The organism is Rhodococcus sp. W8901 (assembly GCF_013348805.1).
Taxonomy (GTDB): Bacteria; Actinomycetota; Actinomycetes; order Mycobacteriales; family Mycobacteriaceae; genus Prescottella.
In genome coordinates this window covers 2719094-2744470 of record NZ_CP054690.1, presented here as the reverse complement: position 1 = coordinate 2744470, position 25377 = coordinate 2719094, and the positions used below count along the sequence as shown (strand labels likewise).

Annotated in this window: 26 protein-coding genes and 1 tRNA gene; 17 read left to right on the top strand and 10 right to left on the bottom strand. The window is 68.7% G+C overall.

The window, feature by feature from the left end; translation table 11 throughout:
- Positions 1-133: 133 nt before the first annotated feature.
- Positions 134-964, top strand: a complete 831-nt coding sequence (locus HUN07_RS12980) for a glycoside hydrolase family 19 protein (RefSeq protein WP_254622921.1) — start codon at positions 134-136, stop codon at positions 962-964.
- Between the two features lie 191 nt (positions 965-1155).
- Positions 1156-2412 carry an Nramp family divalent metal transporter gene (locus tag HUN07_RS12975; RefSeq protein WP_174910101.1) on the top strand — a complete coding sequence of 419 codons (1257 nt, stop codon included), beginning with the start codon at positions 1156-1158 and terminating at the stop codon, positions 2410-2412.
- A 12-nt stretch (positions 2413-2424) separates the two neighbouring features.
- Here the strand turns inward: HUN07_RS12975 and HUN07_RS12970 are convergent, their stop codons facing one another.
- The gene (locus HUN07_RS12970) at positions 2425-3393 is read right to left on the bottom strand and encodes an antibiotic biosynthesis monooxygenase (protein ID WP_174910099.1); all 969 of its coding nucleotides are present in this window, start codon (positions 3391-3393) and stop codon (positions 2425-2427) included.
- Between the two features lie 12 nt (positions 3394-3405).
- A complete protein-coding gene (locus HUN07_RS12965) occupies positions 3406-3972 on the bottom strand; it encodes a nucleoside deaminase (RefSeq protein ID WP_174910097.1) in 567 nt (188 codons plus the stop codon).
- Between the two features lie 211 nt (positions 3973-4183).
- On the opposite strand from HUN07_RS12965, the gene HUN07_RS12960 reads away from it, so the two are divergent.
- A complete protein-coding gene (locus HUN07_RS12960; RefSeq protein WP_174910095.1) occupies positions 4184-5461 on the top strand; it encodes an ATP-binding protein in 1278 nt (425 codons plus the stop codon).
- A gap of 6 nt (positions 5462-5467) precedes the next feature.
- On the opposite strand, the gene mshC is transcribed toward HUN07_RS12960, so the two are convergent.
- Positions 5468-6709, bottom strand: a complete 1242-nt coding sequence (mshC, locus tag HUN07_RS12955) for a cysteine--1-D-myo-inosityl 2-amino-2-deoxy-alpha-D-glucopyranoside ligase (RefSeq protein WP_174910093.1) — start codon at positions 6707-6709, stop codon at positions 5468-5470.
- A gap of 98 nt (positions 6710-6807) precedes the next feature.
- On the opposite strand from mshC, the gene HUN07_RS12950 reads away from it, so the two are divergent.
- Together HUN07_RS12950 and HUN07_RS12945 are read left to right on the top strand one after the other, a co-directional pair.
- A complete protein-coding gene (locus HUN07_RS12950; protein WP_174910091.1) occupies positions 6808-7437 on the top strand; it encodes a TetR/AcrR family transcriptional regulator in 630 nt (209 codons plus the stop codon).
- A gap of 5 nt (positions 7438-7442) precedes the next feature.
- Positions 7443-8606, top strand: a complete 1164-nt coding sequence (locus tag HUN07_RS12945; protein WP_174910090.1) for a hemerythrin domain-containing protein — start codon at positions 7443-7445, stop codon at positions 8604-8606.
- A gap of 40 nt (positions 8607-8646) precedes the next feature.
- Here HUN07_RS12945 and HUN07_RS12940 read toward each other — a convergent pair whose 3' ends face one another.
- The 4 genes from HUN07_RS12940 to HUN07_RS12925 are packed head-to-tail and all read right to left on the bottom strand — an operon-like array spanning position 8647 to position 11694.
- The gene (locus HUN07_RS12940) at positions 8647-9468 is read right to left on the bottom strand and encodes an SCO1664 family protein (protein ID WP_174910088.1); all 822 of its coding nucleotides are present in this window, start codon (positions 9466-9468) and stop codon (positions 8647-8649) included.
- A gap of 5 nt (positions 9469-9473) precedes the next feature.
- Entirely contained in the window at positions 9474-10067 is a 594-nt protein-coding gene (locus tag HUN07_RS12935; RefSeq protein WP_114723061.1) for a DUF3090 domain-containing protein, read from the bottom strand.
- Between the two features lie 40 nt (positions 10068-10107).
- Positions 10108-10812 carry a histidine phosphatase family protein gene (locus HUN07_RS12930; protein WP_174910086.1) on the bottom strand — a complete coding sequence of 235 codons (705 nt, stop codon included), beginning with the start codon at positions 10810-10812 and terminating at the stop codon, positions 10108-10110.
- Positions 10813-10848: 36 nt separating this feature from the next.
- Positions 10849-11694, bottom strand: coding sequence for an undecaprenyl-diphosphate phosphatase (locus HUN07_RS12925; protein WP_174914681.1), 846 nt, complete (start codon positions 11692-11694; stop codon positions 10849-10851).
- Between the two features lie 219 nt (positions 11695-11913).
- Here HUN07_RS12925 and HUN07_RS12920 point away from each other — a divergent pair, with 219 nt between their 5' ends.
- The 8 genes from HUN07_RS12920 to HUN07_RS12885 all read left to right on the top strand — a co-directional run bounded on the left by HUN07_RS12920 (position 11914) and on the right by HUN07_RS12885 (position 19060).
- Entirely contained in the window at positions 11914-12849 is a 936-nt protein-coding gene (locus HUN07_RS12920) for an aldo/keto reductase (protein WP_174910084.1), read from the top strand.
- A gap of 116 nt (positions 12850-12965) precedes the next feature.
- Positions 12966-13649 (top strand): biliverdin-producing heme oxygenase, encoded by a 684-nt coding sequence (locus HUN07_RS12915; protein WP_174910083.1) that lies wholly within the window; start codon positions 12966-12968, stop codon positions 13647-13649.
- On the top strand, positions 13646-14665 hold the full coding sequence (locus HUN07_RS12910; RefSeq protein WP_174910081.1) for a heme/hemin ABC transporter substrate-binding protein: 1020 nt from the start codon (positions 13646-13648) through the stop codon (positions 14663-14665). The genes HUN07_RS12915 and HUN07_RS12910 overlap by 4 nt, the downstream gene beginning before the upstream one ends.
- Positions 14662-15720, top strand: a complete 1059-nt coding sequence (locus tag HUN07_RS12905) for a FecCD family ABC transporter permease (protein WP_174910079.1) — start codon at positions 14662-14664, stop codon at positions 15718-15720. The genes HUN07_RS12910 and HUN07_RS12905 overlap by 4 nt, the downstream gene beginning before the upstream one ends.
- A complete protein-coding gene (locus tag HUN07_RS12900; RefSeq protein ID WP_174910077.1) occupies positions 15720-16586 on the top strand; it encodes a heme ABC transporter ATP-binding protein in 867 nt (288 codons plus the stop codon). The genes HUN07_RS12905 and HUN07_RS12900 overlap by 1 nt, the downstream gene beginning before the upstream one ends.
- Before the next feature lie 123 nt (positions 16587-16709).
- Positions 16710-17726, top strand: a complete 1017-nt coding sequence (locus HUN07_RS12895) for a hypothetical protein (RefSeq protein ID WP_174910075.1) — start codon at positions 16710-16712, stop codon at positions 17724-17726.
- A 6-nt stretch (positions 17727-17732) separates the two neighbouring features.
- Complete coding sequence (locus HUN07_RS12890; RefSeq protein WP_174910073.1) at positions 17733-17981, top strand: DUF5703 family protein; 249 nt, start codon at positions 17733-17735, stop codon at positions 17979-17981.
- 8 nt (positions 17982-17989) lie between these two features.
- Positions 17990-19060, top strand: coding sequence for a quinone-dependent dihydroorotate dehydrogenase (locus HUN07_RS12885; RefSeq protein ID WP_174910071.1), 1071 nt, complete (start codon positions 17990-17992; stop codon positions 19058-19060).
- Positions 19061-19123: 63 nt separating this feature from the next.
- On the opposite strand, the gene HUN07_RS12880 is transcribed toward HUN07_RS12885, so the two are convergent.
- Positions 19124-19654: a YbhB/YbcL family Raf kinase inhibitor-like protein gene (locus tag HUN07_RS12880; RefSeq protein WP_174910069.1), complete on the bottom strand. Its 531-nt coding sequence runs from the start codon at positions 19652-19654 to the stop codon at positions 19124-19126.
- A 33-nt stretch (positions 19655-19687) separates the two neighbouring features.
- A complete protein-coding gene (locus tag HUN07_RS12875) occupies positions 19688-21013 on the bottom strand; it encodes a M20/M25/M40 family metallo-hydrolase (RefSeq protein WP_254622920.1) in 1326 nt (441 codons plus the stop codon).
- A gap of 213 nt (positions 21014-21226) precedes the next feature.
- On the opposite strand from HUN07_RS12875, the gene HUN07_RS12870 reads away from it, so the two are divergent.
- A tRNA-Leu gene (locus tag HUN07_RS12870) sits at positions 21227-21312 on the top strand.
- Between the two features lie 161 nt (positions 21313-21473).
- On the opposite strand, the gene HUN07_RS12865 is transcribed toward HUN07_RS12870, so the two are convergent.
- Positions 21474-22691, bottom strand: a complete 1218-nt coding sequence (locus HUN07_RS12865; protein ID WP_114723050.1) for a S8 family peptidase — start codon at positions 22689-22691, stop codon at positions 21474-21476.
- Between the two features lie 221 nt (positions 22692-22912).
- Between HUN07_RS12865 and HUN07_RS12860 the strand changes: the two genes are divergently transcribed.
- The 3 genes from HUN07_RS12860 to HUN07_RS12850 all read left to right on the top strand — a co-directional run bounded on the left by HUN07_RS12860 (position 22913) and on the right by HUN07_RS12850 (position 25363).
- Positions 22913-24355: an SDR family NAD(P)-dependent oxidoreductase gene (locus HUN07_RS12860; protein WP_441346813.1), complete on the top strand. Its 1443-nt coding sequence runs from the start codon at positions 22913-22915 to the stop codon at positions 24353-24355.
- A 139-nt stretch (positions 24356-24494) separates the two neighbouring features.
- The gene (locus HUN07_RS12855; RefSeq protein WP_114723048.1) at positions 24495-24890 is read left to right on the top strand and encodes a universal stress protein; all 396 of its coding nucleotides are present in this window, start codon (positions 24495-24497) and stop codon (positions 24888-24890) included.
- Between the two features lie 92 nt (positions 24891-24982).
- Complete coding sequence (locus tag HUN07_RS12850) at positions 24983-25363, top strand: DUF2784 domain-containing protein (protein WP_174910063.1); 381 nt, start codon at positions 24983-24985, stop codon at positions 25361-25363.
- Positions 25364-25377 lie beyond the last annotated feature (14 nt).

Genomic DNA, 25377 nt, shown 5'->3' with positions numbered 1-25377 from the left:
CGATTCTACCGGTGCTCACGCCCGACGTGGCTGCCCCGTTGCAGCCCCAAGCCGGAGCAGAGCCTTGCACACCTCCCCTGAATGCACTTCCGAAAGCACGCCCGACCAGACGACGTCCACCCCACGTAGCCTTATGTCACGAGTCCGCATCGCCGGTCTCGCCACCGCGACCGTCGCCGGACTGTGTGTCGGCAACCTCGCGATCGGACCAATCGCATCCAGCTCAGCAGAGACCCTGCCGACACCGGCCGCAGCGGTGCAGTTCCTCGACACGACCAACCTGCGGAAGGCGCTCGACCTTCCCGAATCGACCTCCGCGGCGGCCCCCGTCGCCCAGGCCCGTGTCATGCCGGCCCTCGGGTCGGCCGATCCGGCCGCGCCGCCTGCACCGGCGGCCGCGCCGGTCGCCCCCCCGGTCGCACCGGCGCCACCCAGCCCCGCATCGGTCACCCTCGACGAGCTCGTGAGCATCGTTCCGCAGGTGGCGCCCGACCAGCTCGCACAGTACGTCGCGCCGCTCAACGAGGCGCTCGCCAAGGCGGGGATCGACACCCCCGTCCGCAAGTCCGCCTTCATTGCCCAGCTCGTCGTCGAGTCCGACTCCTTCCGTACGTTCGAGGAGTACGCCTCGGGCCGCGCCTACGAGGGCCGTGCAGACCTGGGCAACTTCGCGCCCGGCGACGGCGAGCGGTACAAGGGTCGCGGCGCGATCCAGGTGACCGGCCGGCACAACTACCAGAGCGTCAGCGACTACCTCGGCATCGACTTCGTCGCACACCCCGAGTTGATGGCAACGCCGGAGAACGCGTTCGAGACCGCCGCGTGGTACTGGCAGTCCCGCAACCTCAACGCCACGGCGGACACCGCCGGCATCGAGCAGGTCTCGCGGGTCGTCAACGGCGGAACCCACGGCCTGCCGCAGCGCATCGACAGCTTCATGCGGGGACTCGCCGTCCTCCACTGACCCACCCATGAACGAAGCCCTCTTCCGACTACGAACGGGGGCTTCGTTCGTTCCGTGAGTAGGCGCTCCGCCCCCGGGTGGGTAACACCCTCGCTTGAAAGTTCGGTCAACCGAACTCTATAGTGCGTATACGCGAACCGCCGTGGTCGGTGCTCGCGGAATGCCCCGGAGAATTCAGCGAGCGGAGTCCAGTGAGCACCGAGACCGACGCATCCGCCGCACGGCGACGCAAGGGCGGCGGTCTCCGCTCCGCCGCCCTGCTCGGGCCGGCGTTCGTCGCCGCCATCGCCTACGTCGACCCCGGCAACGTCGCGGCGAACCTCACCGCGGGCGCGAAGTACGGCTACCTGCTGATCTGGGTGCTGGTCCTCGCGAACGCCATGGCCGTGCTGATCCAGTACCTGTCGGCGAAGCTGGGCCTGGTGACCGGACGGTCGCTGCCCGAGATGCTGGGCCAGCGCCTCCGCAAGGGCAACCGCCGGGCCTTCTGGCTGCAGGCCGAGGTGATGGCGGCGGCCACCGACCTCGCCGAGGTCATCGGCGGCGCCATCGCCCTTCATCTCCTGTTCGGCCTGCCCCTGTTCGTCGGCGGTCTCGTCACCGGCGTGGTCTCGATGGTCATCCTGTCGATCCAGTCCCGCCGTGGACAACGCACGTTCGAATTCGTGGTCATGGGCCTGCTCGCGATCATCACGATAGGGTTCCTCACGGGCCTCGCGTTCACCGATGTGTCGGGCAAGGAGGCCGTCGCCGGACTCGTCCCCCGATTCGAGGGCGCCGAGACCGTCCTCCTCGCGGCGAGCATGCTCGGTGCGACGGTCATGCCGCACGCCATTTACCTGCACTCCGCGCTGGCCCGAGATCGCCACGGCGCCGCCGGACACGGGCCCCGTCTGCGTCGACTGCTGCGTGTGACCCGCTGGGATGTCTCCGGCGCCCTCATCATCGCGGGCGGCGTCAACATCGGCATGCTGCTGCTCGCCGCGTCCGCCCTGCGCGGCGTCCCCGGCACCGACAGCATCGAGGGTGCTCACGCCGCGATCCAGGCGGCGCTGGGCCCCGGTGTCGCGGTGGTGTTCGCGATCGGACTGCTCGCCTCCGGTCTGGCCTCGACCTCGGTGGGGTGCGCTGCCGGATCCGAGATCATGCACGGACTGCTGCACGTGCGGATCCCCGTCCTCACCCGCCGGGTCGTGACGCTCATCCCCGCACTGATCGTGCTCGGGATCGGGGTCGATCCCACGTATGCACTCGTCATCAGTCAAGTCGTGCTGAGCCTGTGCATCCCGTTCGCGCTGGTGCCCCTGGTGCGGATGACGTCGGATCCCGAACTCATGGGGCCCGAGCGCAACGCGTCGGCGACGACCGCGCTCGCCTGGGTGTCCGCGGGTCTGATCATCGCCCTCAACGTGGCCCTGCTGTGGCTCACCGTCACCGGATCCGGCTAGGCCGCGGGCCGCTCACGGCAGCGTCCACACCACCGTCGTCAGGAGCCAGAACACCGCGGCCGCGAGGGTGAGGAAAGCCACCGACACCACGAGGCCGAGAGTGTCGATCCGCCGGTCGGTGTGGTCGCCGGGTTCGAGCCAGAAGTGCAGCGCGCGCGTGACGATCGGCATCACGACCCACGTGAGCAGGCCCACCGACGCGATGTTGCCGATCAGCAGGCTCAACCACAGCGGCGCCGCGGGCCACACCTCGTCGATCGTGATCGTCAGCACCACGACCAGCGGATAGAGACCGACGAGCACCGACATCGCGGTCTTCCAGGACGGCACGGGCGCGACTGCGCCACCGGGAGACGGGAACCACGACCCGTACGGGTTCGGAATGGGTCGCAGGCTGAAGTCCCGGAACTCTCGCCCCTCCGCGAGCAGCGTGGCCCGCTCCGGCGACCCGAGCCAACGGTCCAGGTCGGTCTGCGAGTCGAACGTGAACAGGATCGTCCATTCGTCCTGGACACCCGGGATCGGCGCATGCAGTTCGGAGCCCCGGAACCCCGGGAAGCGCTTCTCGGCCTCGGTGATTCGCCGCTGCCACGACAGGAACTCCTGCTCTCGACCGGGCACCGGCGGATGTGCCACGACGACGGTCACCGTCTCCCGAGCCTCGTCGTCGACGAGCACGTGTTGGGTGGGCTCCCGCTCGAACAGCGGGCCGGCGCGGGAGACGAGGTCGCGGCGGTGTTCGCTGCCCAGCCAACGTTGCAGATTGGCCACCGAGTCGAACCGGTAGACGACCGACCACTCGTGCCCACCGTCCGCGGGCCGGGCGATCTCCGTCCCGAGGAATCCGTCGAATCCTGCTGCCGCCGTGTCGACTTCGTGCTGCCAGCGCCGAAAGTCCGGCTCGCGGCCGGACCGGAGCACGTGGGTGACCACCACGGTCGCCGGGGCGCGACGTGGCGATCCGGCATCCGAGGCGACCATCGCGGTGACGGCTCAGTAGGGGTGCTTGTCGGACTTCTCGGACCACACCGCGTACGCGGCCGCCCCCAGATCCTGACGCACCTGTTCCATCTTGATGGATCGCTCCCCGTACGGACGGGTGAAATCGTCGTACTGGAACGCATCGTCGAACCCGATGGCGGTGGTCGCGGCCAGGTCGCTCGCGAAGTACATCGCGTCCAGGCGGGACCAGTAGATCGCGCTCATGCACATCGGGCACGGAGCACCGCTGGTGTAGATCTCCATCCCCATCAGCATCCGGGCGCGCTCGGGAACACGATCCGGTGAGCCCTCGGGGCGCGGAACCAGTTTCAGCGTCGACTGGTCGAGATGCTCGGCCGCGATGCTCGGAGCCTCGGCATTGAGCACCAGGACCGCCTTGCGGATCGCCTCGATCTCCCCGTGCGCGGTGACGTCACCGGTCAACAGCACCCGGTTCTGACCGCGCGCCACGATCTCACCGTCCTGGGAGATCACCGCGCCGAAGGGGCCACCCCAGTTGTTCGTCACCGACTCGATCGCGAGCCGGCATGCCTCGTTCATGAGTTCGTCTGGTGTCATGGCCGTTTCGCCTCCGGAGCGTCGCAGTACCCCTTCCCACAATTTACCGAGCCGGTGAGCCTCACCACACGACTTCGGCGCCGATCAGGGACGCGAACTGCCCAAATGCGCCGTTCCCGGCACCGCCTCGCGACCGCCGACGACCTGACACCGCAGCGCTCCGGGTGTGTACTGGGTACACCCGCTGCCGATCGAGCCGAGGTGAGCGCAGATGCCGGTCTGGCGATTGCGAGACTTCCAGAACGACGACCTGGATCAGGCGATTCAGGTATGGGACCAGAGCCGGTCCCCCGGGTCCCCCGAGCCCGTCTTCACCCTCGCCGAGGTGATGGCGGCCGCACGTGCCGGTCAACCGGCCGTGGTGGCCGCCGTCGGCGACGAACTCGTCGGCATGGCTGTCGCGCAGGTCCACGGCGAACGCGCGTGGATCCTGCTGGTCGCGCTCGGATCCCGCTGGCGCAACCGCGGCATCGGCAGCGCGCTGCTCGCCAACCTGGAACGTCGGCTGCGCAGCGCCGGCGCCCATCGGATCTCGGCGGTCCTTCCGGAGGCCGCGACCGGGTCCGCCGCGTTCGAACACTCCGGGTACCTCCGCCGCGACGGACTGGTCTACTACGAACTGCTCGAGCCCCTCGGCCCGGACAAGACTCTGCTGAGCGAACTGGGTGGCCGGGTGATGCCGAACGGGTTGTGGCAGACGATGTCCGGAATGGAGGACGTCAAGGCGGTCATCGAGCGGCGGATCGTCTCGCCGCTCGAAAACCCGGACCTTGCAGACCAGTACGGCGTCCAGCCGCCGAAGGCGGTCATCCTCTTCGGCCCGCCCGGTACCGGAAAGACCAGCTTCGCCAAGGCCATCGCGTCCCGGCTGGACTGGCCGTTCGTGGAACTGTTCCCCTCCCGCCTGGCCGCGACGTCCGAGGGCGGCCTGGCGGCGTCGCTACGCGAGGTGTTCGCCGACCTCGCCGAACTCGACGAGGTCGTGGTGTTCATCGACGAGGTCGAGGAGATCGCCAGTGCCCGAACCGGACTCGCCACCAGCCCGGCACACGGCGTCACCAACGAACTCCTCAAGCTGATCCCGGCATTCCGGGAAGCGGAGCGTCGGTTGATGGTGTGCGCGACCAACTCGGTCCATTCACTGGACTCCGCGTTCCTGCGTCCCGGCCGATTCGACTACGTCATCCCCGTCGGACCGCCCGACGCGCCCGCACGCCGCGCCGTGTGGCAGCGCTACCTGGGCGCGTCAGCTGTCCACGTGGACCTCGACCGACTGGTCGAGGCCAGCGAACTGTTCACCCCCGCCGACATCGAGTTCGCCTCCCGGAAGGGCTCGCAGGCCGCGTTCGAACGCGAGGTGTCCGAACGCTCGGGCCGGCCGGCCACCACCGAGGACTACCTCGCGGCGATCGCCGACACCCGGCCGACACTGACCACCGAGATCCTCACCGAGTTCGAGGAGGACCGGGAACGATTCACGCGGCTGTGACCGCGCTCAGCGCAGGTCGACGCCCAGCAGCGCGTCGACCGCCGCCGCGAGTGCGGCCGGCGCGGACTCGTCCGGTCCACCGTGATCGAGTGCCCGGCGGGCCCAGCCGTCGATCGCATCGAGCGCCTTGGGCGTATCCAGGTCGTCCGCGAGATGCTGCCGCACCCGGGCGATCGTGTCCTCCGCCGAGGGTGCGGACTCGACCACAGCGGCCTTGCGCCACAAATCCAGCCGGGCCTGCGCCTCGGCGAGCACCTGGTCGGTCCACGCCCGGTCGGTCCGGTAGTGGCCCGACAGCAGACCGAGCCGGATCGCGGCCGGATCGACACCCTCACCGCGCAGCTTCGAGACGAACACCAGGTTGCCGCGGCTCTTCGACATCTTCTCGCCGTCGAGCCCGATCATGCCCGTGTGCACGTAGTGGCGCGCGAAACGCTCCGTGCCCGTGGCGGATTCCGCGTGGGCCGCCGAGAACTCGTGGTGCGGGAAGATCAGGTCGCTGCCGCCGCCCTGGACGTCGAAACCGGACCCGATGCGGTTCAGCGCAATTGCGGCGCACTCGATGTGCCAGCCGGGACGGCCTGGACCGAACGGCGACGGCCACGACGGCTCGCCGGGGCGCTGCGCGCGCCACACCAGGGCATCCAGCGGATCCTGCTTGCCCGGGCGGTCGGGGTCGCCGCCACGCTCGGCGAAGAAGTGTTCCATGGTGGCGCGGTCGTAGCCGGACTCGTACCCGAACTGCGCGGTGGCGTCCGCCCGGAAGTACACGTCGGGGTACTCGGGGTCGTCGACGATGTACGCCGCACCGGATGCGACGAACTTCTCGACCAGCTCCACGACCTCGTTGATCGATTCCACCGCGCCGATGTAGTCGCGCGGGGGCAGCACCCGCAGCGCCTCCATGTCCTCACGGAACAGCGCAGTCTCCCGCATGCCGAGCACGATCCAGTCCTCGCCGTCGCGTGCGGCCCGCTCGAACAGCGGGTCGTCGACGTCGGTGACGTTCTGGACGTAGTGCACATCGTGACCGGCGTCCCGCCAGATCCGGTTCACCAGGTCGAACGTCAGATAGGTCGCGGCGTGCCCGAGGTGGGTCGCATCGTACGGCGTGATGCCGCACACGTACATCTTCGCCACCTGACCGGGAGTGACCGGCCGGACTTGCCGGTCCGCGGTGTCGTAGAGCCGGAGGGCCGGGCCCTGACCGGGCACGGACGGGACAGCGGTATCGGACCAAGACTGCATGGGCACGAGCCTAGTGGACCGGTGTTTCCGTACTCGCAGCCGCCGCAGATCGCTGGAATGCTGTTGTAATGAATATATGCTCGTCCTAGGATGGGAGTGTGAACAGGACAAATCCCCGGCGCTACGACTCCCCGTTACGCCAGGAGATGGCCGGGCGAACCCGCGATGCCGTGCTCGCGGCGGCAACACGACTGTTCGTCCAGCGTGGGTGGTCCGGTACGTCGATGCGCGACGTGGCGGCCGAGGCGGGGTGCGCGATCGAGACTGTGTACAGCAGCGTCGGCAACAAACGCGCACTGCTGAAGGTCGCGCTCGACATCGCCGTAGTCGGTGACGACGATCCGGTGCCGCTACTCGACCGCGCCGAGTTCCGCGCCATCGGCCAGGGCGGTCTCGCCGAGCGTGCCGCGGCGACCGGCCGATTCACGGCCTGGATCTTCCGACGGACCGCGCATCTCGACCGCGTTCTGGCTCATGGCGCGTCCAACGACGCCGAACTCGCCGAACTCCTCGCGAAGAACCACGCCGACCACCGTGACTCGGTGGAGGCCCTGGCCACCGCGTTGGCTCGTAGACCAGTGACAGCGACCGAGATCGACGGGCTGACCGCGGTGCTGAGCAACGAGGTCTACCTCCGGCTCACGGAGGGGTCCGGATGGTCCGACCAGCACTACGAAACCTGGGTGGCCGAGACCGTCGTCCGGCTGCTCGACCTTTCTGAGGAGTAGCCATCATGAACGCCGGAACAGACCTCGAAGGACCGGCTGACACCCGTGTCATGGGAATCGTGCACTCCGCTCTCCGGCGTGATCTGGCCCGAGCGCGGGACACGCTCACGAGCTGGCCCGCGCCCTTCGATGCGCAACGTATCGCGATCGCGGACCACCTGCTGTGGATGATGAAATTCCTCCATCACCACCACGAATCGGAGGACAACCACCTGTACCCGCTCGTCCGGCTGCGCAACCAGAAGGCGTACCCCCTGCTCGACGAGATGAACGCCGACCACCGGTCCATCGTCCCGGCGATGCAGCGCGTGGAGGAAGTGGCCGGCGCATACCGTGATTCGGCGGAGGCAAAGGATGCCACCGTTGCAGCGATCGACCGGCTGAGCGAGCTGTTGCTGCCGCACCTCGAGCGTGAGGAGCGTCAGATGATGCCGATCGTGTCGGCGACGATCACCGAGGCCGAGTGGCGGGAGTGGGACGAGGAATTCAACATCAAGCCGCTCGGTCCGATCGAGTTGTTCGACGAGGGGTTGTTCATCGTGGACGACGCCGAGCCGGACGACCGGCGGGCCATCGTGCAACTCGTGCCGGCGATCCCGCGCTGGCTGATGCTCCACGTGATGATCAAGCGCTACCGGCGGGCGGCGTTCCGACGGTGGCGATCGGCGGAGTTCTCCCCACTGAAGTCACCACTCGGCGGCCGCCACGAGGTGACGACCTCGGCGTCCCCGGAGGCGGTCTGGAACGTGCTCGCCGACGTGACCCGAGTCCGCGAGTGGAGTCACGAGTGCCACGCCGCACGGTGGCTCGACGGGGTTTCGGCCGCATCGGTCGGCGCGCGGTTCCGGGGCAGCAGCAAGGCCGGATTCGTGCGATGGAGCCGAACGTGCACCCTCACCGAACTCGACGCTCCCCGCCAGATGGTGTGGGTGACAGACGGCGGAATCTACGGCGACAACACCGAATGGCGGTTCGTGCTCGAGCCGACGGATTCGGGAACCCGGATCGTGCAGTCCTATCGAATCATCAACCTGCCGACCTGGTTCGACCGGACGATTTCGCTGACGGTGCCTGCCCACCACGATCGCAGTGACGCACTACAAGGTGACCTGGTTCGGCTGGCACGACTGGCCGATCGGGAGGACGCGTCGCGAATCGGCCCGAACTGAGCGTCGGATACCGCTGGAACCGTCGGAACCGTTGGAACGACTAGAACGCGGGCCAGGGAATGGGCCGGGATCCGACGGGATGTGGCATCACCGGTGCCGCGACCAGCGCCCGCGCACGGTCGCGGAGAGCGTCGACCTCACGGGCCGTGATGTGCCGGGCGAGGACGGCCGGGAACACCTCGCCCTCGAGCCGCTCCGCGAACCCGGCCACGTCGGCCATCAGGTCGTCCCCGATCGGCGAGCCCGCCCAGCCCCACAGGACCGTGCGGAGCTTGTTCTCCTCGTGCAGGCAGATGCCGTGGTCGACGCCGTACACCGACCCGTCGACCCCCTCGAGTGCATGCCCGCCCTTGCGATCGGCGTTGTTGAGCAGGATGTCGAGGACCGCCATCCGCTGCAGCCGGGGATCGTCGGCGTGGATCAACGCCACCTCGGTGCCCTGGACGTCGAGGGCACGCAGCACCTCGAAGAAGCCGGGCGGCACCTCCTCGGGAGGGCAGATGTCCACCAGATCGAGCTGCCCGCCCGACTCGGGGTGACGGTCCGGGGTCTCGACCCACTGCTGCACCATGCCGGGGCCGAACGGACCGTCGCGCAGGATCGTGCGGGGGATCACGCCCCAGCCCAGCTCCTCCGAGATCAGATACGACGCCACCTCGCGGCCCGCGAGCGTGCCGTCCGGGAAGTCCCACAGCGGGCGTTCACCCCGGATCGGCTTGTACACGCAGCGCACCGACCGGCCGTTCGTGGACGCCTCACACACCAGCGTCGCGTTACTCGCGTGGACGATCCGACCGACCAGCGTCAGTTCACCGTCCGCGAGCAGTTCGCGGGCCGCGGGATCCGACGGGTCGATCGACACCGCAGTCAGAGCTCTTCTCCGAACTCGACGGACGAATCGAATCCCGCAATCCGCCGGTATCCGTTGGTGCGAATGCAGACGTGGCCGTCCGCGGTGAGTGGCTCGCCACACAGCGGGCACGGGGCACGACCCGCGGCGACCACGCGCTCGGAGCGCAACGCGAACTCGCGCGCCTGGATCGGGGTGAGGAACACCCGCACGGCGTCGGGGCCCTCCTCCGCATCATCGAGGACGACCGATTCGTCGAACTCCGTCTCGCTGACCGCGAGCAGTTCGACGACGACGGACTCCGCCTCGGCATCCCAGCCGAGGCCCATCGTGCCGACCCGGAACTCGACGTCCAGCGGTGTCAGGAGCGGGCTGAGGTCACCGAGCTCGCCCGCCTCGGGCGGCACCGCGGTACCGAACCGCCGGTGGACCTCCTCGAGCAGGAGACCCATCCGATCGGCGAGCACCTGGACCTGCTGCTTCTCGAGCAGCACGCTCACCACCCGCGCGTCGTGCACGGCCTGGAGATAGAACGACCGGTCGCCGGGTTCGCCGACCGTCCCCGCAACAAATCGATCAGGGGTGCGAAAAACATGTATCGCGCGTGGCATTGCACCTCCTCGAATTCTGCGTACCGCTTCATTATCCGCCCTACTGTCCCGGCGGCCGATCATTGCCGACCTCACCGCCGGGCACCGACTCCTGCGCGTCGTGTTTCCCGCCGCCGGCGCCGTTCAGGCCGGCGAGGTCGCTCCCGGTGTCGTTCATCCGCAGGACGAACGGTCGGGTCGCCGTGTACCGCACGATGCTGATCGATGCCGGCTCGGTGACGATGCGCTGGAATCCGTCGAGGTGGCTGCCCACCGCGTCGGCGAGCACCGACTTGATCACGTCGCCGTGGCTGCAGGCGATCCACACGACGTCCCTGCCGTTCTCCTCGGCCAGGCGCCGGTCGTGTTCTCGCACCGCGGCCACCGCACGGGCCTGGACCTGCGCCAACCCCTCACCGCCGGGAAAGACGGCGGCCGACGCGTGCTGCTGGACCACCCGCCACAGGGGTTCCTCGACAAGGTCCTTCAGGCTCCGGCCGGTCCACTGTCCGTAATCCACCTCGGCCAGTCGCTCGTCGGTCCGCGGCGTCAGCCCCCGGTCGATCGCGAGCGGGGCGACGGTCTGCTCGCACCGCAGCAGCGGCGACTGCACGATCTCCGCGATCGCGACACCCGACAGCCGGTCGATGAGCCCCTTGGCCTGCTCGACCCCGACGTCGTCGAGTGCGACGCCCAGCGAACGACCGGCGAGGGTGCGCGAGGTGTTCGCCGTCGAACGTCCGTGTCGGAGCAGGATCACCGTCATGGGCTACAGCCTAATGGCGTCCCGCTCCGACACCGGTCACGTCGCCGAGACCACGCCGGTCGCGAGCAGTGCCAGCACGACGACACCGAGCACGATGCGGTAGCCGACGAACCAGTACATCGAGTGGTTCACGACGAAGCGGAGCAGCCAGGCGATCGAGGCGTACCCGATGGCGAACGCGATCAACGTCGCCACCAGCAGCTGCGGCCCGGACGCGATCAGCCCCTCCCCCTCCGGCTCGAATGCGTCGGGGAGACTGAACAATCCGGAGGCGACCACCGCGGGGATCGCGAGCAGGAACGAGTAGCGAGCCGCGGCCTCACGGGTGAGGCCGAGGAACAGGCCGGCGCTGATGGTGCCGCCGGAGCGCGAGACGCCGGGGATCAACGCGAGTGCCTGTGCGGAACCCATGATGATGCCGTCCCGGGCGCGCAGGTCCTCGATCGGCCGGGTCTTGCGCCCGTAGTACTCGGCGGCCGCGATCACGAGCGCGAAGACGATCAGCATCGTCGCGATCAGCCACAGGTTCCTTGCGCCGGTGCGGATCTGGTCCTTGAACAGGAAGCCGAGCACACCGACGGGAATGGTGCCGATGATGACGTACCAGCCCATGCGGTAGTCGAGGTCGCCGCGGTGCTCTGCATGGAACAGTCCGCGGAACCAGGCCGCCACGATGCGGCCGATGTCCCGGGCGAAGTACAACAGAACCGCGGCCTCGGTGCCGAGCTGTGTGACCGCGGTGAACGACGCACCGGCGTCGGTGCCGAAGAAGATCTCCGAGACGATCCGCAGGTGGCCCGACGACGAGATCGGCAGGAACTCCGTGAGCCCCTGCACCGCGCCGAGAACGATCGCCTGGAGCCAGGTCATGGCCTCCCCGATCACGCGAGGGACCCCGGGCCACTCGCGTCGAGTGAGGTGCGGCGGATCAGGTTGCGGGCATCCGTATTACACGCGTGTGGTCCAAGTTTCACCGGACAGACGGTACCCGGCGTGGCTGTACTCGGCGCGCCGTGCGCGCTACTAGTGTTCTTCACACCGGCGGGCGTTGTCCTGCCGGTGAAGTCAGCTGAAACATCCGGTGTCGAGACGTGGGCGGTTATGGAATACAGAGCGGTGGGAACGAGCGGTCTGCGCGTGTCGAGGCTCGGGCTGGGGACCCTGCACTGGGGTCGGGATACCGACGGTGACGAAGCTGCGGCACAGCTGTCCGCGTTCGTCGATGCCGGTGGCACCCTCGTCGACACCTCGCCCGCCTACGGCGACGGGAAGGCCCAGCGCCTGCTCGCGGAACTGCTCGATGACGTGGTGCCCCGCGAATACCTGATCCTCGGTGGTAGCGCCGGAATCAATCCGTACGCGCACAACGGGCAGCGCGTGGACTGTTCCCGCCGCGGTCTGCTCGCGCAGCTGGATTCGACACTGCGCGAACTCGGCACCGACCACCTCGACATGTGGCAGGTAGCGACGTGGGATCCGCTGACCCCGGTGGACGAGGTCGCGTCGGCTCTCGACCATGCGGTCAGCAGCGGCCGCGTCCGATATACGGGGGCCCGCGGCTACCTGGGCTGGCAGCTCGCGACCGCGGCGGGCTATCGCGGGCCGGGGCGACTGGTCGCGACCCAGGCCGAGTACTCGCTCCTCGCCCGCGGTGTCGAGGAAGAGCTGCTTCCCGCCGCGGCTCATCACGGCATCGGCGTGTTCGCCGCGGTTCCGCTCGCGGGCGGCGTCCTCACCGGCAAGTACCGGGACGGGATCCCGGCCGATTCGCGCGGCGCGGACGAGCAGCACGCCGCCGAGGTCCGCAGCTACCTCACGGAGTCCTCGGTCCGGGTGGTCGACGCGGTCCTCACCGCGGCCGACGGTCTGGGCACGTCACCGCTCGCGGTGGCACTCGCATGGGCGCGGGACCGGCCCGGTGTCGCGAGCGCGGTGGTCGGCGCACGAGATCTCGCCCAGCTCACCGGCGTGTTGTCCGCCGAGGAGCTCGAGTTGCCGGCGGCGATCGCATCGGCGCTCGACGACGTCAGCGCCTGATCGGTCGAGCGTCCAACTTTCGATTGATTCAGGGTGATTAGTGACGACAACGATCGCGAGGATAGGCTAACCTCGTAGCCGTTGTGTCTGACGAATGTCATCGTGAAGGAGATCACATGGACGTGCTCGACCAGGGTACCGAGGCCGGCGAGCTCGCCGGTTTCGCCGAGCGCATCAAGACCGAGACCGATGCGGCTCACCGCGCCACCGAGCAGTCCCGATTCGTGGGCGATCTCCTCGCCGGCAAGCTCACCAAGGAGGGCTTCGCGGCCCTACTGGCACAGACCTACCTCGTTTACGAGGTGCTCGAGCGCGCCGCCGACACCCACGTCGCCGACCCGATCGCTGCGCCGTTCATCGCTCCCGAGCTCGTCCGCCTGCCGGCCCTCGCGGCCGACCTCGAGTTCCTACTCGGCCCGGCCTGGCGCGACCAGCTGGTCGCGACTCCCGCGACCGCGGCGTACGTCGCGCGCCTCGAAGAGGTCGCCTTCACCTCCCCGGCCGACTTCGTCGCGCACCACTACCTGCGCTACATGGGTGACCTGTCCGGCGGTCAGATCATCCGACGCATGCTCGAGCGCGCGTACGGCTACGAGGTCGACGGCCTGCGGTTCTACATCTTCGACCAGATCGCCAAGCCGAAGGTGTTCAAGGACGAGTACCGCGCCAAGCTCGATCAGGCACCGCTGTCCGCAGACGAGCAGGCACGTTTCATCAGCGAGGTCAACCTCGCGTACGGCCTCAACGGCGGCCTGTTCGCCGATCTCGAGGCCGATATCGATCGCTACCTTGTGAAATGAGATCTGCGCTCTCCCGGCTCCTCGTCGTGGCCGCCTCGGCCGCGACCGTAGTCTCACTCGCGGCCTGCACGTCCGTCGCGACCGACGAAACCGCGCAGCACGGCCAGACCACCGCGGTGGTCGCCGACGCCGATCCACGACCGGTTGCGGACAGCCCGACCCCGCAACTTCCGGTCACGGTGCGCAGTTTCGACGGTGTCGACGTCACGATCAACGATGCCAGCCGGATCGTGACGGCCGACCGATACGGCACCCTGACCGAAACGGTGTTCGCACTGGGTCTCGGTGACAACGTCGTCGGTCGCGACACTGCATCCGGTTTCCCGGCCGCGAAGGACATCCCCAACATCACCCCCGGCGGACAGGCGATGAATGCCGAGGCGATCCTGAACCTGTCCCCGACCGTGATGCTGACCGACACCAGCATCGGCCCCAAGTCGGTACAGGATCAGCTCCGCGCTGCCGGGGTTCCGGTCGTCTACTTCGATCCCACCCGCACCCTCGAAGGTGTGCCGGGGCAGATCACCGCGGTGGCCGCGGCGTTGGGCGTGCCCGCACAGGGAGAGCAGCTCGTCGCACGGACCGAGCAGGAGATCGCCGACGCGAAGGCGTTGGTTCCTGCCGGTTCCGAGGCGCTGAAGATCGCGTTCCTCTACATGCGTGGTCCCTCAATCACGATGCTCGCCGGACCCGGTTCCGGTGCCGACTCGCTGATCGAGGCGCTCGGCGCCACGGACGCGGGCACCGCTTCGGGCCTGACCAGCGAGTTCGTCCCGATCACGAGTGAGGCCATGATCGCGGCGGCACCCGACGTCATGCTGATGATGAGCGGTGGCCTCCAATCCATCGGTGGAGTCGACGGCCTGGAGAAGGTTCCGGGTATCGCGCAGACTCCGGCCGGCCAGAACAAGCGGGTCGTGGACATGTCCGACACCATGCTGCTCAGCTTCGGCTCCAACACCGGCCAGGTGCTGGCGGCGCTGGCCGAGGCGATCTACCACCCCGACGCGGAATGAGTACCTCGGTAGCCAGCCGGCCCCGGGTGCGGCCCGGCACGGTCATCGTCGGGCTGGTAGTCCTGCTGGCCGTGCTGGCCCTCGCGTCGGCCTGCATCGGTCAGGTGCCGACCAGCCCGGCCGAGGTCCTGGGCAGCGTCCTGCACCGCATCGGGCTCGACATCGGACCGATGCCGTCGCATCCCAGCGGCGAGGTGACGCTGTGGCAGGTGCGGTTCCCGCGCGTGATCCTCGCGATCCTCGTCGGCGCGGCGCTCGGCTGCTCGGGAGCCCTCCTGCAGGGCGTGTTCTCCAACCCGCTCGCCGAGCCGGGCGTCATCGGCGTCTCGGCCGGCGCCGCGGTGGGTGCCAGTGCCGCGATCGTGCTGGGCGGCGCATTCACCGCCGGACCGGCCGTCGCGGGCTCCGCCTTCGTGGCGGGACTGATCACGACCACCCTCGTCTACCTCCTCGCCCGTTCCGGCGGCCGAACCGAGGTGGTCACCCTCGTGCTCACCGGCGTCGCGATCAACGCGTTCGCCGGAGGACTCATCGCGTTCTTCACGTTCGTCGCGAGCCCCGCTGCCCGCGACCAGATCGTGTTCTGGCAGATGGGCAGCCTCAACGGCGCCAGCTGGAACGCCGTCGCGATCGTCGCCCCGATGGCGATCGCGGGCATCGCCGCGTCGATGCTGATCGCCCCGAAACTCGACCTGCTCGCCCTCGGCGAGAGCGCGGCGCGGCACCTCGGTGTCGACGTCGAGAAGCTGCGACTGATCGCGATCGTGATCGTCGCGGTGCTGGTGTCGTCGGGCGTCGCGTTCACCGGCATCATCCTGTTCGTCGGCCTCGTCGTACCGCACGTGATGCGCATGCTCGTCGGCCCCGGGCATCGACTACTACTGCCCGCGAGCGTGCTCGGTGGCGCAGTGGTCCTGCTGGCCGCCGACCTCGGCTCCCGCACGCTCGTGGACAACGCCGACCTTCCGCTCGGCATGCTGACCTCGCTCGTGGGTGGACCGTTCTTCTTCTGGCTCCTGCGCCGCACCCGTTCCCGTCAGGGCGGGTGGGCGTGATGGGCTCGATGATCGACCGCACCCGAAGCCTGTTCGGCCGCGCCACCGACGTCCCCGCGCGCACCGAACGCGGCGCCGTGACGATGCGGGCCACCGGGATCAACGTCGAGCGGGGCGGACGCACCGTCCTCGACGGCGTCGATCTCACGGTCCGCTCCGGTGAGGTGCTCGCACTGGTCGGCCCCAACGGCGCCGGCAAGTCCACGCTGCTGGCGGCGCTGTCGGGCGACCAGGCGGTCGCGGCGGGCACCGTCGAACTCGACGGCAAGCCGCTCGGCGACTGGACACCGTCGGACATGTCGCGCCGGCGCGCTGTGTTGCCGCAGCAGCACACCGTGGGGTTCTCGTTCACCGCCCGCCAGGTGGTCACGATGGGGCGCGCGCCGTGGCAGCGCACCGGGCGGGACACCGACGACGACAAGGTCATCGACGAGTGCATGGACATCTGTGACGTCCGACACCTCGCGGACCGGCCGTTCAGCGTCCTCTCGGGCGGCGAGCGTGCGCGCGTCGCACTCGCCCGTGTGCTCGCGCAGGACACCGAGACCGCCCTCCTCGACGAGCCCACCGCGGCCCTCGACCTGGGTCACCAGGAGTCCGTGATGCGCATCGCCCGCGACCGGGCGGCCGACGGTGCCGCCGTTGTCGTCGTGCTCCACGACCTGGGACTGGCCGCGGCGTACGCCGACCGGATCTGCGTCCTCGAGAACGGCCGTGCGGCCGCCGACGGACCACCGGCCGAGGTGCTCACCGAGGAGTTGCTGTCCCGCGTCTACGGCCATCCGGTCGAGGTGTTCAGGCACCCCCGGTCGGGCGCCACGCTGGTGCTCCCGCGCCGGGACGGCACACCGGCCGCCGGGGAGTGAGTGTCGTACGCCTCACGTCCGGGGTGACTCGGATTCCGGCCGGTCCGGTCGATCATGGATGCTAGAAGGCGAGCACACACGCACCACACGGCAGCACTGCTGCAGCATCCGAGGAGCACACCCATGCGAGTACCGGCACCGCGCATCACCGCTTGCACGATTGGGGCTGCCGCGTTGCTGTTGCTCACCGGGTGTTCGTCCGAGAAGAACGCCGACGACCTCAAGACCATCGAACCGGCCACCGCGGCGGTCTCCCCCGCCGGCGCCACCCCCGCCGGTGCGGTGCAGAACCTCGGTCGGCCGATCGACGCGATCACGTTCGACCCCACGTCGAACACCACCGCACTGCTGACCGACGGCAGCAGCAAACTGTTCACCCTGAGCGCCACACCGGACGGCGGTGGCGCGCCCCGCGAGATCCCGATCGACGGTGTCGCCGCGCAGATGACATCGGCCCCCGAGGGCCGACTCCTGCTGCCCATGAACGGCCGCGTGCAGATCGTCGACCTGAAGGCGGGGGGCGTGTCGTCGTCCGTCACCGTCGACGGCGACGCGCGCTCGGCTGTCTTCCTGCCCGACGGCAAGCTCGCGGTGGGCCTGGCCAACGGCCGGATCCAGATCGTCGACCCCTCCGGATCGGTCTCCGAGACGATCTCGGGCCTGGCCTCCGTCGACGCGCTCGCGCTCACCAAGGGCGACCTCAGCGCACTGGATCGCCGCCAGACGTCGCTGACGCAGATCGACCTCGACGACGCGGACCTGGGCCTGGCCCTGCGCGCCGGCGAGGGCGCCACCCAGTTGATCACCGACGAGCACGGCCGGATCCTGGTCACCGACACCGCCGGCAACGAACTGCTGGTGTTCACCACCGACCCGCTGATCATGCGCCAGCGGTACCCCGTCGCGAACGCCCCGTACGGGATCGCCTACGACGAGCGGACCGATCTCGTGTGGGTCACGCTGACCGCCAGCAACAAGGTGGTCGGCTACGATATCTCGACCGGCATCCCCGTCGAGAAGGTCCGCTACGACACCGTCCGCCAGCCCAACTCTGTCGCGGTGGACACCGCCACCGGCACCCTCGTCGTCGGGTCCGCGGTCGGCGACGGACTGCAGACGATCCCGCTCGCGGCGGGGTGATCCACGGTGACGTCCAGGTCGCAGCGGCGCAGCGGGATTCCCCGCGAATGGGAGACGGACTCCGAGGAGTTCGAGTACATTCCGCTGAGCCTGCCCCGTGACGTCACCCGGGTGAGCGCGTCGATGCGACTGGCACTGCAGGCCGAGTTCGGCGGCTGGGAGCTCTCACGCGTCCGCCTGTACACCGACGGCAGCCGTCGGATCCTGCTCCGCCGCCGCAAGACCACCCATCACATTCCGGCACCTGGAATCTAGGGAGATTCGTGTACCACCTGCTTCTGCGTCTGATGTTCCGGATCCCCCCGGAACGCATCCATCACCTCGCGTTCGCCGCGATGCGGGTCGTGACGCGGTTCGCGCCGATCCGTGCACTGGTCGCCAAGGTGCTCGTCGTCGACGATCCGGCACTGCGCACCACGGCGTTCGGCGTCGACTTCCCGGCACCGGTCGGGCTTGCCGCCGGGTTCGACAAGGACGCGACCGGCGTCGACACGTGGGGACCGATGGGCTTCGGCTTCGCCGAGGTGGGCACCGTCACCGCTCAGGCCCAGCCCGGCAATCCCGCGCCGCGCCTGTTCCGTCTGTCCGACGATCGGGCACTGATCAATCGGATGGGCTTCAACAACCACGGCGCCGGCAATGCCGCGAACTACCTGCGGCACCGCCGCGGTGACGTACCGATCGGCGCGAACATCGGCAAGACCAAGATCGTTCCCGCGGAGGAGGCGGCCGGCGACTACACCGCCAGCGCGCGTCTGCTGGGACCGCTCGCCGACTTCCTCGTCGTCAACGTCAGCTCCCCCAACACCCCCGGGCTGCGCGACCTGCAGGCCGTCGAGTCGCTGCGCCCGCTGCTGCAGGCGGTGCTCGACACCGTGCACATCCCGGTGCTCGTGAAGATCGCACCCGACCTGTCCGACGAGGACGTCGACGCCGTCGCCGATCTCGCCGTCGAACTGGGCCTGGCCGGCATCGTCGCCACCAACACCACGATTTCCCGCACGGGCCTGCGCACCCCGCAGTCGCGGATCGAGGAGATCGGCGCGGGCGGCCTGTCCGGCGCCCCCGTCGCGCGGCGTTCGCTCGAGGTGCTGCGCCGTCTGCACGCGCGGGTCGGCGACAGGCTGGTGCTGATCTCGGTGGGCGGCATCGAGACCGTCGATCAGGCCTGGGAACGGATCCTCGCCGGGGCGACCCTGGTCCAGGGCTACACCGGCTTCATCTACGGCGGGCCGTTCTACGCCCACAAGCTGAACAAGGGCCTGGCCCGGAAGGTCCGCGAGGCCGGGTTCCAGTCGATCCGCGACGCGGTGGGTGCCGGCGCCCGCACGTAGTACCCCGGATTCCACGAGCAGGGCCCGTCACCGATCGCGGTGACGGGCCTGCTGTGTGCCGGTCTACTTCTGCTCGTACGTACCGGTGATGACGGCACGCGCGATCGCGTGCGAGAACAGGTTGAAGCCCAGGAATGCCGGCGTCGAGTCGGGTGTGACGTCGAGGTGGTCGACGTCCACCGCATGGACCGCGAACATGTAGCGGTGCGGCCCGTGCCCCTGCGGCGGCGCCGCGCCGAGGAACCGCGACAGACCGCCGTCGTGGTGCAGCGAGACGGCGCCCTCGGGCAGCCCGGAACCGGTCTCGTCGCCCGCATCGGCGCGCAGCGACGTGGTGGTGACGGGGATGTTCGCGACCGCCCAGTGCCAGAAGCCCGACGCCGTCGGAGCGTCCGGGTCGAGCATCGTGATCGCGAAGCTCTTGGTCTCCGGCGGGAACCCGGACCACGACAGCTGCGGCGAGATGTCGTGTCCACCGGCCCCGAAGATCCCGCTGACCTGATCGTTCTTCAGCGGGGCGCCGTCGGTGACGTCGTCGGACGTCAGCGTGAAGGACGGCAGGTCGGGCAGTCCGTCGTACGGATCGTGTGCCATGTGAATCCTCTCCCAGATCTCGGGTACAGCGGGTCAGCTGTGTAGCAGGAAGTGTTCCATCACTCGGGTGCCGAAGTGCAACGCGTCCACCGGCACCCGCTCGTCGACGCCGTGGAACAGCGCCGCGAAGTCCAACTCCGGCGGCAGCCGCAGCGGCGCGAAGCCGAAGCAGCGAATCCCCAGGCGCGCGAACGCTTTTGCGTCGGTGCCCGCCGACAACATGTACGGCACGGTGCGGCCGTTCGGATCGTGCGCGAGCACGGCGTCGTTCATAGCGTCCACCAGGTGGCCGTCGAACGTCGTCTCGTACGAATCGAGCTTGGTGATCCACTCGCGCGTGACGTTCGGCCCGATCAGCTCGTCCACCTCACGCTCGAACGCGGCCTGCCGGCCGGGCAGGACGCGGCAGTCGAACACGGCCTCCGCGGTCTGCGGGATCACATTGGCCTTGTAGCCGGCCTTGAGCATCGTCGGGTTCGCGGTGTCGCGCAGCGTCGCGCCGATGATCCGGGCGATGCTGCCGAGTTTCGCCAGGGTGCCGTCGATGTCGGGCGAGTTCGGGTCGAAGTCGACGCCGGTCTCCTCGGAGAGGACGGTGAGGAACTCCGCGACCGAATCGGACATCACGAGGGGGAAAGTGTGGTTGCCGAGCCGGGAGACCGCGTCGGCGAGGATCGTCACCGCGTTGTCCTCGTGCAGGAACGATCCGTGGCCTGCGGTGGCCTTGGCAGTGAGCCGCATCCAGCCGAGCCCCTTCTCGGCCGTCTCCACGAGATACAGGCGGCGTTCCGTGCCGTCCGCGCGCGGGATGGTCAGCGAGAAGCCGCCCACCTCCCCGACCGCCTCCGTGACGCCCTCGAAGAGATCGGGCCGGTGATCGACCAGCCACTGGCAGCCCCACTTGCCGCCGGCCTCCTCGTCCGCGACGAACGCGAACAGGATGTCCCGCGGCGGCACGGTGCCCTCGGCCTTGAACTGGCGGGCCAACGCCAGCATCATCCCGCACATGTCCTTCATGTCGACCGCGCCACGGCCCCACACGTAACCGTCCTCGACGGCCCCCGAGAACGGGTGCACGCTCCAGTCCGCGGGCTCGGCGGGCACGACGTCGAGGTGGCCGTGCATCATCAGCGTTCCGCGCCCGGGATCCGCACCGCGCAGCCGCGCGAAGACATTGCCCCGCCCGGGGGCACCGGATTCGACGTACTCGGTCTCGTACCCGACCTCCTCGAGCTTGGACTGCACCCACAGGGCGCAGTCCCGCTCGCCCTTGGTGGTCTCGAGTTCGCCGGTGTTGGAGGTGTCGAACCGGATCAGCGCGCTGACGAGGTCGACGACCTCCGATTCGGCGCGACTCACGGGCTGTGGTGAGGACACTGCTTCTTCATGTGATGGCACCTCACTTTCCTACCACCGTCGCAGCGACAGCACGTGCAACCATCGATGCCCGCTTTTGGTCCAAAACCCTCCTCTGACCAGGCGATTTTGGACCTGGCGAAAGATCGGATAATCTTTCCAGGCACCCGGAGAACGGGGCAAAGAGAAAAACAACTGAACAGCTTGCAACAACGAGTCCGAGTGGCGGAATGGCAGACGCGCTAGCTTGAGGTGCTAGTGTCCTATTAACGGACGTGGGGGTTCAAGTCCCCCCTCGGACACTCTGAGTTGAGACAGACGAGAAGATCCCCGGTACCTGGTTTTCCAGGAGCCGGGGATCTTCTCGTTTCTGTGTACTCCTCGGTGCCACTGTCGTTCGGAGCCACTCTCGTTCGGAGCCACCGTCTTTCGATCACTCCGTACACGTTCCCGCGAACTCGTCTCAGTGGCGCATCGCCCCCATCCGCATGCTCGCCCGATCGGCCGTCGCCAGTTCCCGCACCGCGAGGTCCTTCGCACACACCAGCAGCGATCCGAGCGCGCTCGTCCGCGGGAAGGTCAGTTCGGTGTGATTGACGTTGTCGTGGTCGTCGGCGCCGTCATAGACCACTGTCGAGCCACGGGCCAGCCACCGCTTGACGTCCACCACGGTGGGCAGATGCCCCATCGTGCGCAGGTAGAACGACTGCAGCAGCGCCACGACGCCCAGCACGACCGGTGTCGCCTGACTGGCCCCGTACTGGATCGACTCACCGGTGTCGTTGAGGATGCCCGACGAGGTGATCGGCGATCCCGGTGCGAAGGTGTCGGTCGCACACGGGCCACCGACGGTCCGGTGCAGTCGCTGCGTGAACGGCGTGAGGCGGTCGGAGTCCGACGCGAACGCCTTGGCGCCGTCGCGGTAGCGGAAGCTGCCCTCGTCGGCGTCGTACACCGCACCGACGCTGATCGTCTGGCGGAACACCGCCGGGTAGCACATTCCCTGCATGCCGCCGTGTGCGTAGTAGTCGTTGCCGGCCGCCACACAGCAGCACACGCCCTCGTCGGTGAGTTCCTGCAGCAGCGCCCCGATCGCGTCGCCGGGCATGTCGGTGTCCGTCGTGCGGTTGTCGGACGCACCGGTCGCCAGGCACAGCGCCGAGATCCCGAGCGACGCGCGCCGGTCGAGGACCCAGTCCAGTGCGTCGCGGATGTCGGCGAAGCGACCCGTGCCGTCGTTGGCGAGGACCTTGACCGGCACCACCCGCGCGTTCGGTGCGATTCCGGTGTGGATCCGTCCCGCACAGGCGATGCCCGCGACGGAAGTGCCGTGTCCGTTCCCGTCGGTGATCTCGGCGGGATCCCCGCCGTAGTCGGAGGTGAAGTTGCGGCCCGGAACCACTCGTCCCGCGAAATCGACGTGTGTGGAACGCAATCCGGTGTCGAGCACCGCGACGGTGACGCCGGAGCCCGACACGTTGAAGTCGCGTCGCGCCTCGGGTGCGCGTACCAGCAGATCCACCTCGGTCAGTTCCGGAAGAAATGGGCCTTCCTTCTGCAGTGGCGACTCGACCGGCACCACCGATTCCGCGTGCAACATCTCGAATGTGCCGACGGCGGAGGCCGTCGACGCGCCCGATCGGTCCGATCCGGGTTGGCCGGACCCGTTCGACTTGCTCATTGTCCTCACCCTCCTCGAGTGTCATCTCTCGAGCGGGGGACTGCCCCGGGGGCACTCCCCCTGGTACTTCACATGCTCCTCTGACGAGGGCACGGTGTCACCAGCACAGCGGCCGGAAGAGCCCGATCGAGTACTCGGTAGACTGATCCGTCGACCACCCGCACGGGATCACGCACACGCGCACGAGATCAGGACTGAGTTACCTACCGATGGCACAACCGATGACGGGTATCGATCCCGCCGATTTGGACATCTGCATGCGGGTGCTGTCGGAGGCATCCGCGCTCGACGCGGACCACCCCGACTCGGTCGCGCTCCAGCGCGCGGTCGGCAACCTGTTCAAGAAGCTCAAGCGCCGCCGTCGCGTCGAGACGCGGGACGCGGTGTCCGAGGCCGATCGGGCCGTCGTCGCGGCCACCGCCACGGGCTCACCCGACAGGATCGACGACGAGACCGCAGGGATTGCGCTCACCTCCAGCGCCGCCGGCGCGACCGCCGGGACCCTCATCCGCCCGCGGCCGTGCTACATCTGCAAGCAGCGGTACACACAGGTGGATGCGTTCTACCACCAGTTGTGTCCGGAGTGCGCGGCCTGCAGTCACGCCAAGCGTGACGCCCGCACCGATCTCACGGGGCGCCGCGCCCTGTTGACCGGCGGACGCGCCAAGATCGGCATGTACATCGCGCTGCGGTTGCTGCGCGACGGCGCCCACCTGACCATCACGACGCGATTCCCGAACGACGCCATCCGCCGCTTCAAGGCGATGGAGGACAGCGCCGACTGGATCCACCGGTTGCGGGTCGTCGGCATCGACCTGCGCGATCCCGCCCAGGTGGTCGCGCTCGCCGATTCCGTTGCCGCACAGGGTCCGCTGGACATCCTGATCAACAATGCCGCGCAGACGGTCCGCCGCTCCCCCGGCGCCTACAGCGCGCTCGCGGAGGCCGAGTCCGGCGCGCTGCCTGCGGGCGAACTGCCCGACGTCGTGACGTTCGGCAAGACCAGCGAGGCACACCCGGCGGCCCTGGCCGGATCGCTGTCGACGGCGACGCTCGCCTCGGCCGCGAACCTGTCGGCCGCGGAGGTCAGCTCGCTCGCGCTGGTCGCCGGTTCGGCGACACCCGCCCGCATCGAGCGCGGCGTCGCGATCGACGCGGGCGGCCTGCTGCCCGATATCGCGCACACCAACAGCTGGGTGCAGACGGTCGAGGAGGTCGACCCGATCGAGCTTCTCGAGGTGCAGTTGTGCAACTCGGTCGCCCCGTTCATCCTCGTCTCGCGGCTGCGGCCGTCGATGGCGGCGGCGGCGGCGCGGCGCAAGTACGTGGTGAACGTCTCCGCGATGGAGGGCCAGTTCAGCCGCGCATACAAGGGTCCGGGCCACCCGCACACCAACATGGCGAAGGCCGCGCTGAACATGCTCACCCGCACCAGCGCCAAGGAGATGCTCGAGGACGGCATCCTCATGACGGCGGTCGACACCGGCTGGATCACCGACGAGCGCCCGCACTACACGAAACTGCGACTGGCCGACGAGGGCTTCCACGCCCCGCTCGACCTGGTGGACGGCGCGGCGCGTGTGTACGACCCGATCGTGCAGGGTGAGGCGGGCGTCGACCTGTACGGGTGCTTCCTCAAGGACTATCAGACCTCGCCCTGGTAGCCACTCACTCCCACGCACGACCCCGAAACTCGGGCCGACGGGCGCACGTCACACCTGAATCGCGACGTGTGCCACACGGTGCTTCGGCGGCCGAGCGGCGATACTGGACGGGCACTGTTTCACTCGTCTGGGAGGCTCCATGGCCATTGCCGTTGCATACAGCGATACTCCAGAGGGGCGCGTTGCGATGGTGTACGCCGCACGCGAGGCCATGCAGCGTCGCGAGCAGCTCCTGGTGTTGCACATCCTCGACGACGCCGCAGGAGACGGTGACGTCGAGGCAATGCGTGCGTCGGTGCAGACCGTTCTCGACAACGGCGGGGTGGGGGGATCTCCGTGGGAGTTGCGGACGGGCGAGCACAGCGGCGACCGTGTCGGCGCTCTCGTCGACCTGGTCTCCGACAGCGGCGCAGGATTGTTCGTCGCGGGCAGCAAACGGATGTCGCCGATCGGCAAGTTCCTTCTAGAACGGTCGCTGCAGCGCCTACTGCTGGAGGTCGACGTGCCGATCCTCGTCGTCAAGGAACCGCAATAGCACCCAATAGCACCGCAGTAGCACCGCAGGCAGCTCGACCCGCAGTAGCCTGAAAACCGAGTGGTCCCATCCCGACGTCGGGAGGTGTCGCGGTGCTGTATCGATTGTTGGCCGATGCCACGGTGGTGGTCCACCTGGCATTCCTCGGCTATGTCGTGGCCGGCGGCTTCCTCGCGTGGCGGTGGCGCCGCACGATCTGGCTGCACGTCGCCGCGGTCGCCTGGGGTTTCAGCACGGTCCTGGCCGGCCTGGAATGTCCGCTCACGAACCTCGAGAACTGGGCCCGGCAGCGGGCCGGTGACCAGCAGTTGCCGTCCACTGGGTTCATTTCCCACTATCTGACCGGTGTCGTGTATCCCGAGAATGCCGTGGGATTGGTCCGCGGCCTGGTCGCGGCGTGCGTGATCGCGTCGTGGATCGGGTACGTCGTCCTGCGGCGTCATCGCTCGGGGTGGTGGCACGCGCCGGTGTGATGTACGCCGCACAA

What these genes read in the sequence shown, in the direction of transcription:
- HUN07_RS12980 (WP_254622921.1), top strand. Translation starts at nt 134, where the DNA reads ATGTCACGAGTCCGCATCGCCGGTCTCGCCACCGCGACCGTCGCCGGA.
- HUN07_RS12970 (WP_174910099.1), bottom strand. Translation starts at nt 3,393, where the DNA reads ATGGTCGCCTCGGATGCCGGATCGCCACGTCGCGCCCCGGCGACCGTG.
- HUN07_RS12965 (WP_174910097.1), bottom strand. Translation starts at nt 3,972, where the DNA reads ATGACACCAGACGAACTCATGAACGAGGCATGCCGGCTCGCGATCGAG.
- HUN07_RS12960 (WP_174910095.1), top strand. Translation starts at nt 4,184, where the DNA reads ATGCCGGTCTGGCGATTGCGAGACTTCCAGAACGACGACCTGGATCAG.
- mshC (WP_174910093.1), bottom strand. Translation starts at nt 6,709, where the DNA reads ATGCAGTCTTGGTCCGATACCGCTGTCCCGTCCGTGCCCGGTCAGGGC.
- HUN07_RS12945 (WP_174910090.1), top strand. Translation starts at nt 7,443, where the DNA reads ATGAACGCCGGAACAGACCTCGAAGGACCGGCTGACACCCGTGTCATG.
- HUN07_RS12935 (WP_114723061.1), bottom strand. Translation starts at nt 10,067, where the DNA reads ATGCCACGCGCGATACATGTTTTTCGCACCCCTGATCGATTTGTTGCG.
- HUN07_RS12930 (WP_174910086.1), bottom strand. Translation starts at nt 10,812, where the DNA reads ATGACGGTGATCCTGCTCCGACACGGACGTTCGACGGCGAACACCTCG.
- HUN07_RS12920 (WP_174910084.1), top strand. Translation starts at nt 11,914, where the DNA reads ATGGAATACAGAGCGGTGGGAACGAGCGGTCTGCGCGTGTCGAGGCTC.
- HUN07_RS12915 (WP_174910083.1), top strand. Translation starts at nt 12,966, where the DNA reads ATGGACGTGCTCGACCAGGGTACCGAGGCCGGCGAGCTCGCCGGTTTC.
- HUN07_RS12910 (WP_174910081.1), top strand. Translation starts at nt 13,646, where the DNA reads ATGAGATCTGCGCTCTCCCGGCTCCTCGTCGTGGCCGCCTCGGCCGCG.
- HUN07_RS12905 (WP_174910079.1), top strand. Translation starts at nt 14,662, where the DNA reads ATGAGTACCTCGGTAGCCAGCCGGCCCCGGGTGCGGCCCGGCACGGTC.
- HUN07_RS12900 (WP_174910077.1), top strand. Translation starts at nt 15,720, where the DNA reads ATGGGCTCGATGATCGACCGCACCCGAAGCCTGTTCGGCCGCGCCACC.
- HUN07_RS12895 (WP_174910075.1), top strand. Translation starts at nt 16,710, where the DNA reads ATGCGAGTACCGGCACCGCGCATCACCGCTTGCACGATTGGGGCTGCC.
- HUN07_RS12880 (WP_174910069.1), bottom strand. Translation starts at nt 19,654, where the DNA reads ATGGCACACGATCCGTACGACGGACTGCCCGACCTGCCGTCCTTCACG.
- HUN07_RS12865 (WP_114723050.1), bottom strand. Translation starts at nt 22,691, where the DNA reads ATGAGCAAGTCGAACGGGTCCGGCCAACCCGGATCGGACCGATCGGGC.
- HUN07_RS12860 (WP_441346813.1), top strand. Translation starts at nt 22,913, where the DNA reads ATGACGGGTATCGATCCCGCCGATTTGGACATCTGCATGCGGGTGCTG.
- HUN07_RS12855 (WP_114723048.1), top strand. Translation starts at nt 24,495, where the DNA reads ATGGCCATTGCCGTTGCATACAGCGATACTCCAGAGGGGCGCGTTGCG.